The following is an 11,379-nucleotide window of genomic DNA, read 5'->3' on the forward strand; positions in this document are numbered from 1 at the left end:
ATGGTAAAGATTATATCGGACAGCACATGTGATTTATCAAAAGAAATTGTTGACAGATACAATATTGATATTGTGCCGCTGCATGTCTTAATGGGTGATAATGAATATGAAGACGGAGTTAATATTACGCCGGATGAGATTTTTGCATGGTCTGATGCCAACAAGACAACACCAAAAACTTCTGCACCATCAATGGAAAGTGTTATTGAAACTTTTAAACCATGTATTGAAAAAGGATATGATATAGTTGCATTTGCAATATCAGAAGATATGTCAACTTCGGCAAATGTTATGAGACTTGCAGCACAGGAGCTTAATGCAGAGGATAAAATAAAAGTAATTGATTCAGCAAATCTTTCAACAGGAATAGGACATCAGGTTGTGGAAGCAGCAATTATGGCACAGCATGGAATGAATGCAGATGAGATTGTATCATATATAGAACAGATAAAACCGAAAGTAAGAGCAAGCTTTGTGGTTGATACTCTTGTATATCTCTACAGGGGTGGAAGGTGTAGCGGACTTGCAGCAATGGCAGGTGGTGTGTTGAAGCTTCATCCGAGAATCGGAGTAGCACAAGGAAAGATGAGTCCCGGAAAAAAATACCGCGGAAAAATCAGCAAAGTTGTTATGGATTATGTAAAAGATATGGAAGCAGATTTAATGGCAGCCAAAAAAGACAGAGTATTTATTACACATTCAGGGTGTGATAAAGAAATCGTTGACAATGTGAAAGAGTATCTTAAAAGTCTTAACAGGTTTGATGAGATTATTGAAACGTGTGCAGGTGGTGTTATTTCATCACACTGTGGACCGGGAACGCTTGGAGTTTTATTTATAGACGGAAAAAACTAATGTTTTTTGTGACATAAAATGTAAAAATATTTTACATGAATTTTACATAAATATGATAGTGGATTTTACATTCATTTAATAAAATGATTACAGTACGATTAAAAGAATGTACTACCGCAAATATCAGGAAAGGCGGAATGATTATGTTGAGAGTAGGAATGCTTACCAGCGGAGGGGATTGCCAGGCACTTAATGCGGCTATGAGAGGCGTTGCAAAGAGCCTTTTTAACCAGTGCAGTGAAGTTGAGATATATGGATTTACGGATGGTTATAAAGGTCTTATTTATGGTGAATACAGGTTGTTAAAAAATGATGATTTTTCAGGAATTTTAAACATTGGCGGAACAATCCTTGGAAGTTCAAGAATGCCTTTTAAATATATCGGTGTTCCGCTTGAGGATGGTTCTGATAAAATAGAGAGAATGATTGATACATATAAAAAATTGAATCTTGACTGTCTGGTTGTTCTTGGTGGCAATGGTTCACACAAGACTGCTAATCTTTTAAGAGAAAAAGGACTGAATGTTCTTACTCTTCCAAAGACAATTGATAATGATCTTGCTGAGACTGAGATAAGCTTTGGATTCCAGTCAGCTGTCGATATAGCAACAAATGCGATTGATTGTATACATACAACAGCAGCATCACACAGCAGAGTTTTTATTGTTGAACTTATGGGGCACAAAACAGGCTGGCTTACACTTCATGCAGGTATAGCCGGCGGTGCAGACATAATTCTTATTCCTGAGATACCTTATTCAATTGAGGCAATATCACAGGCAATTGCAAAACGTACTGCAAGCGGTAAGAGATTTACGATTATTGCAGCCGCAGAAGGAGCAATATCTAAAGAAGAAGCTGCAATGAGCAAGAAAGAGTTAAAGTTGTTAAGAAAACAGGAAAATTATGCAAGTACAGCATACAGAATAGGTGCTGCTATTGAAGAAAAGACAGGTCAGGAAGTAAGAGTTACGGTTCCGGGTCATGTACAGAGAGGCGGACAGCCGGTTGCATATGACCGTGTTCTTGCAACAAGACTTGGTGTCAGGGCAGCAGAACTTATTTTAAATCATGAATATGGTTATATGGTAGGTGTAAAGGATAATAAAATAGTAAAAATATCACTTTGCGATGTCGCCGGAAAGACCAAAATGGTTGACCCCGGCAATGAGTTAATAACACAGGCAAGACAGCTGGGAATATGTCTTGGGGAATGATAAATATTGAGATAGGGAGTATTAAGATATGGGTGGTAATATAGCGAAAAATAAAAAAGAGGAGATTCCAAAGTACAGGGAGAAGACACCTTGCTATGAAAATCGTGAACTTTCATGGCTCAAATTTAATGAGCGTGTTCTCGATGAAGCGAGTGATAAGGATGTCCCGCTCTGTGAAAGATTATCATTTGCATCTATTTTCCAGAGTAACCTGGACGAATTTTTTATGGTGCGTGTAGGTTCATTACATGACCAGATGCTTTTTTCAGAGACAAAACGTGAGAGTAAGACAAATATGACAGCTGGGGAGCAGCTCAGTCATATTTTTAAGGCAGCAAGAGACCTGACAAGAAAAAAAGATCATACGTATCGTCATCTTATGGATGAATTAAAAGAGTATGGCGTTGAACTTTTAAATTTTAGTGACATTGAATATGAGGATGCCGTTTATCTTGAAAATTATTTCAAAGAGCAGATTATGCCTATATTATCACCGCAGGTTGTCGGAAAAAAACAGCCGTTCCCGTTTATTAAGAATAAGGAAATATATGCGGTGGCTCTTCTTGGTTCAAAAAGTAACGAAAAAGTGGGGCTTGTTCCATGCAGTAACGGAATTTTAAAAAGACTTATTTCAATTCCGTCTGAAAGGAATAAATATATGCTTGTAGAAGAGCTTATTCTTCATTTTATGCCGATAATATTTGAAAAATATCAGATTAAGAGCAAGTCTTTAATAAGAATAATAAGGAATGCAGATATTGATGTTGATGAAGCTGTTGATGATGAAGATACAGATTACCGTGATATGATGGAGAAGCTTATCCGCCAGAGAAAAAAGCTTTGTCCTGTAAAAATGGAATATTCGCGTGTACTTGATGAGAAAATCATACATAATCTTTGTAAAGAGCTTAATCTTAATCATGAGCAGATATATTATTCAGAATCTCCGCTTGAATTGTCATTTGTGTTTGGACTTCAGGATGCATTGAGAAATAATAAGAATCTTTTTTATGAGAGACATATTCAGAAGAATCCATCATGGTATGTATCAGGTAAGCCGGTTATTTCGCAGGTTGAAGAGGCAGACAGATTTATAAGTTATCCATATGAGTCAATGCAGCCATTTATAAGGATGTTACAGGAAGCCGGAGAAGACGAAAAAGTTGTTTCAATAAAGATGACACTTTATCGTGTTGCGAAAAATTCACAGATTGTAGAATCTCTTATAAGTGCTGCAGAAAACGGTAAGGAAGTTGTTGTTCTTGTTGAATTGAGAGCAAGATTTGATGAAGAAAATAATATTGAATGGTCGAGAAGACTTGAAGATGCAGGCTGTAGAATTATCTATGGACTGGATTATACAAAAGTACATTCTAAACTCTGTCTTATAACATACCGCGAAGAAGGACAGATAAAATATGTAACACAGATTGGAACAGGTAATTATAACGAAAAGACATCAAAGCTATATACGGATCTTTCGATTATTACAGCAAATAAACAGATAGGAATGGAAGCTGCATATGTATTTACAAAGCTCTGCATGGGAGAGTTTGTTGATGAAACTAATTATCTTTTAGTTGCACCAAAATGCATGAAGAGCAAAATCCTTAATTATATGGATAAAGAGATTGAAATTGCCAGAAACGGCGGCAAAGCATATGTGGGAGCAAAGATTAATTCATTGACAGATAAAGAGATTATTGATAAATTAATCGAGTGTTCAAAAGCAGGCGTAAGAGTTGAAATGATAGTAAGAGGTATATGTTGTCTTATTCCGGGTGTTAAAGGACATACAGAGAATATTTCAGTTATAAGTATAGTAGGAAGGTATCTGGAACATTCAAGAGTATATATATTCGGAACACCTGACAGGGATAATATTTACATTTCGTCAGCTGATTTTATGACAAGAAATATGGAGAGACGTGTTGAAATAGCGGCTCCTATCTATGATGACAGCATAAAAACCAGAATAAGAAATATGTTCCATATTATGGAATGTGACACGGTAAAAGCACGCCAGCTCTGTTCTGACGGCAATTATGTCCACAGAACTATTGCGGATATTAAAGATTTTACTGATGAAGAATGGGAACAGGCATCAGAAGGCTTACGCATTAATTCTCAGGAATATTTTGCGGCACGTTAAAATTAATTAAATAATAAAAGAGACATTGTATGTCAAAGAAATGAGGATTTATGTTAATTGAAATTTTAAAGGCAGTTCTTTTCGGAATTGTTGAAGGTATAACAGAGTGGCTTCCTATAAGCAGCACAGGTCATATGATTCTTGTGGACCAGTTTGTTCACCTTAATGTTTCGGCTGATTTTTATAAAATGTTTGAAGTTGTAATTCAGCTTGGTGCTATTATGGCGGTTGTTGTTCTTTTCTGGAATAAGCTGTGGCCATTTCATATGAAAAATGAGAAACCGGCATGGAAAGATGGTGCACTTAGTATGTGGCTCAAAATTATTGTTGCAGTAATTCCGGCGGCAATAATAGGTGTGCTTTTTGATGACAAGATTGATGAACTTTTTTATCATCCCGTACCGGTTGCAATTGCACTTATAGTTGTAGGTGTTTTATTTATAGTTGTTGAAACAATAATGAAAGGCAAAAAGCCTTCAATAAGAAATATCGGACAGATTACTTACAAAGCCGCTGTGATAATTGGTTTATTTCAGGTTCTTGCAGCAGTATTTCCGGGAACATCTCGTTCAGGTGCAACAATCATTGGTGCATTACTTATCGGTGTTTCCAGGGCAACAGCAGCAGAATTTACTTTTTTCCTTGCTGTACCTGTAATGTTCGGTGCCAGTCTTCTTAAAGTAATTAAATATATTGCAGCAGGCGTTGCAATGACTGGAAGCGAGCTTGTTATTCTGGTTATCGGTACACTGGTTGCATTTATTGTTTCGGTATTTGTAATTAAGTTTCTTATGTCATATATCAAGAAGCATGATTTCAAAGTATTTGGCTGGTACAGAATTGTACTTGGCATACTTGTACTTTTAATACTCAGATAAATTTGGAACTTAATAGTTTTAACATATTTTATAAAGGAATGGCTTTGTATGACACTGGCAAATGAAAAACACGGAAGTCTTTATATTATGAGGCACGGAAAGACAGATTGGAATGAAAAACATAAAATACAGGGGCGGACAGATATACCATTGAATGATGAAGGACGTAAAATGGCAGCTGCGGCGGCAGAAGAATATAAAGATATACACTTTGATATATGTTTCTGCTCTCCTCTGATACGTGCAAAAGAGACGGCACAGATATTTCTTTCCGCCAGAAATATTCCGATTATCTATGATGACAGAATTATGGAAATGTGTTTTGGAACATATGAAGGAATAGAAAATTCATTTGAAATACCGGATTGTCCTATAAATGTATTATTTAAAGACCCGGTAAATTATATTCCGGTTGAAAATGGAGAAAGTTTTGAGCAGTTGTTTGCAAGAACAGGCGAATTTCTGGAGCAGGCTGTAAGACCGCAGCTTGAAGATGGCAAAGATGTGCTTATAGTAGGCCATGGTGCCATGAATTCAAGCATAGTATGCCAGATTAAGAATGAACCGCTTGAAAATTTCTGGAAAGCCGGAATTAAGAATTGTAAGTTGATGAAGCTTATATAAGGCGACCGGTATATTAATTACAGGAGTAAAATTAACATGAAGATATATCTTGCGGGCGACTCGATAGTCCAGAATTACGAAAAAGAAGAATTTATTGCAGGCTGGGGACAGTTTCTGCCATTTTTTATAAAAGATGGTGTTGAAGTTGTAAACGATGCAAAAGGTGGCAGAAGTTCAAGGCTTTTTATTAACGAGGGCAGATTTGATAATATTGAAAAAAATATCAGTGCAGGTGATTATTTGTTAATAGAGTTCTGTCACAATGATGATGCAAGTAAAGAATATAAGACAATGTTTAACAGGCTGACACCACTCGGAGAGCCTGACAGTGACGGACGATTTCCTATTATACCGGGTGAGGCCATGCCCAAGGATTATATACCGCCTGAATATATTGATGCATTAAGAAAAGATGAAAATGTTAAGGATAAGCAGGCTGTTTTAGATAGTGTATACAAAATTCTTGAAAGCTATCCGCATGATACATATTATCCATATTCAGCAGACGGTTCAAAGGGAACGTATCTTTGGTTTTTAAAACAATTTGTCGATATGGCAAGAGAAAAAGGTGCAGTTCCTGTATTTGTGACAGCTCCTGCAAGAACAGTATATGATGCAAATGGCAATATAAAAGACGGAGCAGGGCTTCATGGCGGCAATAATTTTGCGTATATAAGAGCAATGAAGCAGTTAGGAGAAGAGGCAAAAGTTCCGGTGATTGATTTATTTGCATATTCATGCGGGCTTTATAAACAAATCGGAAGAGAAAAAATTCACTGGATAACTTCTATAAAAAAGGGTTGTAATAAAGGTATATGGCCTGACGATTTTAACAGTGAAATGCAGAAGAAAGAAACAGTATCAGAAGATACTCATTTTAATAAATATGGAGCAATGCTTATAACACAGGGGCTTGTAAAGCTTATAAAAGAATCAGACAGCAGTCAGCTTGACGGCTTAAAAGGCATGCTTAAAAATCCAGATGGGATTGATATAGAAAAATATGTGAAAAAGCCGCTTGTATTTGAGGAGTTTTAGTGATATTATTCGGGTTAGAATATACTAACCGGATATATGATACTTTGTCCGTAGAAATGAGGAAAATATGGGTACTATTATTATAATAGCAGTTTTAATTGTTATTGTTGCTGCAGCAGTGATTTCGTCAAAGAAACATTTCAAGGGTGAAGGTGGATGCTGTGGCGGCGGTTCGGACAGTGTACCATCGCAGGATAAGAAGCTTATTGAGCCAAAGATAGGCGAAAAGCATGTTTATATTGAGGGAATGCATTGCAACAATTGTAAGAACAGTATAGAGAACGCGATAAATAAATATGATGGTGTTGCATGTCATGTCTTCCTTAAAAAGAAAATGGCAGTTGTTGAGTACAGCACTGAAATTTCAGATGACAAAATCAGAAATGCAATAGAATTTCTTGATTTTAAAGTTACAAAGATAGAAACAGTAAATGATTAATACTAACAAATGAAAATGTTCCCCTTTTTTATATCGGTTATATATGATACAATTATTTTAAGGTTTTAATATGAAATATGAGGAGACCGTATATGATGGTATGTAGAAATTGTGGGGCTGAAATTGATGATAAAGCCACATCATGTCCATATTGTAATGCTATGCAGTATGATGCTTCAGAAGCTGAATATATGAATAATCTTTATAAGATGAATTCGCAGATGGATAATCTGGATGATGAGGCTAATAAATATGTTTTTTCAAGTGTATTAAAGAGTGCCGCAATCATAATTATATGTATTGCGGCAGCTGTTTTAATTGGGATTTTTTGGGGATTTATGAGGTACCGGGCTGATAATAATTCTTCGGCAGAGCGAAAAAAGATTCACCAGTCAATTGAGTGGTATAACAATAATGTTTCTAAGCTGGATGAAGCTTATGCAAAAGCTGATTACAATACTGTAAGTGAATTGGTAGATGGTTATAAGGGGAACAGCAGTGTTATCCGGAAATGGAATCATTATTCGTTTATAACATTGTATGGCAGTTACTACAGGGGTGTGAATGATATATATAATAAAAATGATATGCTGAGCGAATATGAATTTGATTCTGGTTTCAGAAGGTCGCTGGATTTGGTTTATTTTTCAAAAAATATTAAATCAGACTATATGGGCAGATATTATCTTGCATGCAGTGACGATGAAAAAAAGATTGTAGACGGATGGGTCGAATCGGCATATGATTTTCTGGAAAATAAAGCAGGAATTACACAGGAAGAAATAGACTCCTTTATGATATCACTTTACCCTGATGGTTATTATGATTACAAAGCAGGAAAAGATTACGAAGATAAATATTATAAAAATTATCAGGAGCGTTAAGGTATATGAAATGTAGTAAATGTGGGGCACCGATACAATTAAACCAGAAATATTGTCCAAATTGTGGTTCGCTTAATGAGGAAAATGCCAAACATGTCTCAGACATGGAAAATTATGACAGTAAGTTTAATAAAACAAGAAAACAGGTAGTAAGCAATAGCAAGTGGTTTGTAAAATATATGGCACCGATTACTGCCATGGTTATAGCTATAATAGCGATAGCGGCCGCTATAGTCTGGAATCAGGCACTTGGCGGATATGACCTGGCTCATGCCATTAACAGAAAAGAAAATAAAAAAAATAACAAAATGATACAGTTACAGCTTAATAAGATGCTCGATGATGAAAATTATACGGGACTTTATCTTTTAGACAGAGATGCCGAGCGTACTCTTGACAGCAGTGAGAGATATGGCTGGTCAGATTTTTATAATATGGCATATTATTACAGGGATTTGAGAGTAAGCATCTGTTCGTTGTATGACCCGGGACAGGAAAATTCGTATTATACAGAGACTGCACTGTCAAATGCGTCAAGGGCAATAAGAAATGCAGAAGACATAATAAATAACACCAGCAGATACAGAAACAGGGCTGAAGAGTCAGTTCCATATATTGATGACATAACAGATAAGATATATATGTTTTTAAAAGCATACTGTAATTTTACGGATGATGATATAACAGGTTTGCCAGAAAAATCACAGACAGATATTATAACGCTTCTTTCAAGGAGGATGTTTGATGATGAACAAAAAAATTAAAAAAAGCAAAAGACCGCTTCAGGTAAAATTAATGATTGCCGTTACGGTTATAGCAGTTCTTGTTATTATTCCACTCACATCAAATATCATGGAGGATGTGTTCAGAATTACCGGACGGCAGAAAGGTTATAGCGAAGAAACACTTTTCCAGTGCTTTATAGATAATGAATACGGAATGTTGACTGACAAGATAGAGTACAACAAGGGTGTGGGAAGAAAAATAACTAAAGAAGAAGAAAATTATTATGCATTTTCGGATTGTTATAATGCTGCAGTTGACTATAAAATGTACATAAAAAATAATGAAATGACAAAGGCAGAAGAAATGCTTGATAAATTCAAGAAAAATGAGGAAAAAATAACAGGAAGGATTTTTATTGATGCACTTGTTTCAATAAAAGAAGTGTATGGAATTAATTAAAGGAGAAGATAATGGAAAACAGAGTTATTAATGCGGCAATTTTGGGAGCAGGAACAGTCGGAGGCGGTGTATACAAACTCGCACAGGCAATGGAGGAAGACATTTTTCACAAGACAGGTGCCAGACTTGTCATTAAAAAGATGCTTGTAAGAAATGTAAATAAAGAGCGTAAGGGAATACCGTCAGAGATTCTTACGGATGACTGGAATTCAATAATAAATGATCCTGAAATAGATATTATAGTTGAACTTATGGGTGGAATTACACCGGCAAAAAAATATGTTATCGAAGCATTAAATGCCGGAAAGCAGGTAGTTACAGCTAATAAGGATTTACTTGCTGAATATGGGGAAGAGGTTATGTCTGCGGCTGAAAAATCAGGTAATGACCTTCAGTTTGAAGCGGCTGTAGCAGGTGCAATTCCGATTATTCGCCCATTAAAACAGAGCATGGCGGGCAATCATATAACTGAAGTTATGGGAATTGTCAACGGAACGACTAATTATATTCTTACGAAGATGACAGAAAAAGGAATGGATTATGCAGATGCACTTGCAGAAGCCACAGAACTTGGCTATGCAGAGGCAGACCCAACGGCTGATGTAGAAGGTTATGATGCCGGAAGAAAGATTGCAATCATGGCATCAATAGCATTTAATTCAAGAGTGACATTTTCACAGGTGTATACAGAGGGAATCACAAAAATTTCCGCTGATGATATAAGATATGCAAAAGAATTCGGATATGTAATCAAACTTCTGGGTGTTGCAAGAAATGTAGACGGTCAGATAGAGGTGAAAGTTCATCCTATGCTTATAGATGAAAATCATCCTCTTGCAACAGTTAAAGATGCATTTAATGCCGTATTTGTACATGGTGATGCGATGGACGATGCTATGTTTATGGGACGCGGAGCCGGCGAGATGCCAACAGCAAGTGCTGTTATGGGTGACATAATCGATGTTATGAGAGATATTGTATGTGATTGCTGCGGAAGAATCGGATGCAGCTGTTATAAAAAGTTATACGTTAAGAAAATTGAGGAGACAAAGAGTAAGTTCTTTTTAAGAATTAAAGCTAAGGATAAAACGGGTGTTCTTGCCAACATTGCGAGCGTACTTGGCAACAATGATGTAAGTATAGCACAGGTTGTGCAGAAGAGAAGAAACAGCGGTGTTGCAGAACTTGTAATTATAACCGATGAAGTTGAAGAAAAGAATTTTAATGATGCAATGGCAATATTTGAAGGAATGTCTGTCATATCAGAAATTGCAGGTGTAATCAGGGTTCATTAATTCATATAGATTCCTGTCGCTTTTTCATAATTTACGTGTATTTTACAAAAACATGATAGTAGATTTTACATTCCATTGTTAGTATATGCACAGTCATATATAATGGAATGGAGATTTATTATGAGAAACAGATTTGACAGGGAACTTGTAAGACTTAATAATGAGCTTATTGAGATGGGCAGCATGATTGAAAAGTCAATTGAGACAGCAGTCAAAGCAATGGTAAATCAGGATGTTGAACTTGCAAACCGGGTTATTGAGTCTGATGATGAAATTGACCAGCAGGAAAGACAGATTGAGGATTTGTGTCTGAAACTCCTTTTACAGCAGCAGCCTGTTGCAAAAGATTTACGGCTTATATCGTCTGCATTAAAGATGGTTACTGATATGGAGAGAATAGGTGACCATGCGACAGATATTTCTGAGATAACAATTGCACTTGCAGATAAATCATATATTAAAAAGCTTGAACACATACAGCAGATGGCAAAAGAGACAATGATTATGCTTGTAAAGAGCATTGAAGCATTTGTAAATAAAGATATCGAAGAGGCAGACTCTGTAATTAAAAGAGATGATGTTGTGGATGACCTGTTTTCAAAAGTAAAAACAGAGCTTGTACAGATGATTCATGAAAATGTCGATGTTGGGGAGCAGGCAACAGATTTGCTGATGGTTGCAAAATATCTTGAAAGGATAGGAGACCATGCAACCAATATTTCTGAATGGGTAATATTTTCAATAACCGGAACTCATCCCGGAGAAAAAGGAAAGTAAAATCCATATGAAATTTTACATAGATTTTACATAAA

General features: G+C 36.1%; 12 protein-coding genes. All 12 read left to right on the plus strand.

What is annotated here, in order from left to right:
* The 12 genes from WMO38_RS12415 (at position 1) to phoU (ending at position 11,344) form a co-directional block, all read left to right on the plus strand.
* Positions 1–855, plus strand: a complete 855-nt coding sequence (locus WMO38_RS12415) for a DegV family protein (protein ID WP_349162908.1) — start codon at positions 1–3, stop codon at positions 853–855.
* A 143-nt stretch (positions 856–998) separates the two neighbouring features.
* Positions 999–2,072 (plus strand): 6-phosphofructokinase, encoded by a 1,074-nt coding sequence (locus tag WMO38_RS12420; RefSeq protein WP_021866266.1) that lies wholly within the window; start codon positions 999–1,001, stop codon positions 2,070–2,072.
* A 28-nt stretch (positions 2,073–2,100) separates the two neighbouring features.
* Positions 2,101–4,224 carry a polyphosphate kinase 1 gene (gene ppk1, locus WMO38_RS12425; protein ID WP_349162909.1) on the plus strand — a complete coding sequence of 708 codons (2,124 nt, stop codon included), beginning with the start codon at positions 2,101–2,103 and terminating at the stop codon, positions 4,222–4,224.
* Between the two features lie 50 nt (positions 4,225–4,274).
* The gene (locus WMO38_RS12430; RefSeq protein WP_021866264.1) at positions 4,275–5,102 is read left to right on the plus strand and encodes an undecaprenyl-diphosphate phosphatase; all 828 of its coding nucleotides are present in this window, start codon (positions 4,275–4,277) and stop codon (positions 5,100–5,102) included.
* Positions 5,103–5,150: 48 nt separating this feature from the next.
* Positions 5,151–5,726, plus strand: coding sequence for a histidine phosphatase family protein (locus WMO38_RS12435; protein WP_021866263.1), 576 nt, complete (start codon positions 5,151–5,153; stop codon positions 5,724–5,726).
* 36 nt (positions 5,727–5,762) lie between these two features.
* The gene (locus tag WMO38_RS12440) at positions 5,763–6,764 is read left to right on the plus strand and encodes an SGNH/GDSL hydrolase family protein (RefSeq protein ID WP_349162910.1); all 1,002 of its coding nucleotides are present in this window, start codon (positions 5,763–5,765) and stop codon (positions 6,762–6,764) included.
* Positions 6,765–6,831: 67 nt separating this feature from the next.
* Positions 6,832–7,203: a heavy-metal-associated domain-containing protein gene (locus WMO38_RS12445; protein ID WP_349162911.1), complete on the plus strand. Its 372-nt coding sequence runs from the start codon at positions 6,832–6,834 to the stop codon at positions 7,201–7,203.
* Positions 7,204–7,295: 92 nt separating this feature from the next.
* A complete protein-coding gene (locus WMO38_RS12450) occupies positions 7,296–8,087 on the plus strand; it encodes a zinc ribbon domain-containing protein (RefSeq protein WP_349162912.1) in 792 nt (263 codons plus the stop codon).
* A gap of 5 nt (positions 8,088–8,092) precedes the next feature.
* On the plus strand, positions 8,093–8,851 hold the full coding sequence (locus WMO38_RS12455; RefSeq protein WP_349162913.1) for a zinc ribbon domain-containing protein: 759 nt from the start codon (positions 8,093–8,095) through the stop codon (positions 8,849–8,851).
* Complete coding sequence (locus tag WMO38_RS12460; RefSeq protein WP_349162914.1) at positions 8,832–9,272, plus strand: hypothetical protein; 441 nt, start codon at positions 8,832–8,834, stop codon at positions 9,270–9,272. Before WMO38_RS12455 ends, WMO38_RS12460 begins: the two co-directional genes overlap by 20 nt.
* 11 nt (positions 9,273–9,283) lie before the next feature.
* Entirely contained in the window at positions 9,284–10,567 is a 1,284-nt protein-coding gene (locus tag WMO38_RS12465; protein ID WP_186837419.1) for a homoserine dehydrogenase, read from the plus strand.
* A gap of 120 nt (positions 10,568–10,687) precedes the next feature.
* Positions 10,688–11,344, plus strand: coding sequence for a phosphate signaling complex protein PhoU (gene phoU / locus WMO38_RS12470; RefSeq protein WP_186837418.1), 657 nt, complete (start codon positions 10,688–10,690; stop codon positions 11,342–11,344).
* The last annotated feature ends 35 nt before the right edge of the window (positions 11,345–11,379 follow it).

The sequence above is a fragment of the Lachnospira hominis (ex Hitch et al. 2025) genome (assembly GCF_040096395.1).
GTDB lineage: Bacteria > Bacillota > Clostridia > Lachnospirales > Lachnospiraceae > Lachnospira > Lachnospira hominis.

What these genes read in the sequence shown, in the direction of transcription:
- WMO38_RS12420 (WP_021866266.1), top strand. Translation starts at nt 999, where the DNA reads ATGTTGAGAGTAGGAATGCTTACCAGCGGAGGGGATTGCCAGGCACTT.
- WMO38_RS12415 (WP_349162908.1), top strand. Translation starts at nt 1, where the DNA reads ATGGTAAAGATTATATCGGACAGCACATGTGATTTATCAAAAGAAATT.
- WMO38_RS12460 (WP_349162914.1), top strand. Translation starts at nt 8,832, where the DNA reads ATGATGAACAAAAAAATTAAAAAAAGCAAAAGACCGCTTCAGGTAAAA.
- WMO38_RS12455 (WP_349162913.1), top strand. Translation starts at nt 8,093, where the DNA reads ATGAAATGTAGTAAATGTGGGGCACCGATACAATTAAACCAGAAATAT.
- WMO38_RS12430 (WP_021866264.1), top strand. Translation starts at nt 4,275, where the DNA reads ATGTTAATTGAAATTTTAAAGGCAGTTCTTTTCGGAATTGTTGAAGGT.
- WMO38_RS12435 (WP_021866263.1), top strand. Translation starts at nt 5,151, where the DNA reads ATGACACTGGCAAATGAAAAACACGGAAGTCTTTATATTATGAGGCAC.
- WMO38_RS12450 (WP_349162912.1), top strand. Translation starts at nt 7,296, where the DNA reads ATGATGGTATGTAGAAATTGTGGGGCTGAAATTGATGATAAAGCCACA.
- phoU (WP_186837418.1), top strand. Translation starts at nt 10,688, where the DNA reads ATGAGAAACAGATTTGACAGGGAACTTGTAAGACTTAATAATGAGCTT.
- WMO38_RS12465 (WP_186837419.1), top strand. Translation starts at nt 9,284, where the DNA reads ATGGAAAACAGAGTTATTAATGCGGCAATTTTGGGAGCAGGAACAGTC.
- ppk1 (WP_349162909.1), top strand. Translation starts at nt 2,101, where the DNA reads ATGGGTGGTAATATAGCGAAAAATAAAAAAGAGGAGATTCCAAAGTAC.
- WMO38_RS12440 (WP_349162910.1), top strand. Translation starts at nt 5,763, where the DNA reads ATGAAGATATATCTTGCGGGCGACTCGATAGTCCAGAATTACGAAAAA.
- WMO38_RS12445 (WP_349162911.1), top strand. Translation starts at nt 6,832, where the DNA reads ATGGGTACTATTATTATAATAGCAGTTTTAATTGTTATTGTTGCTGCA.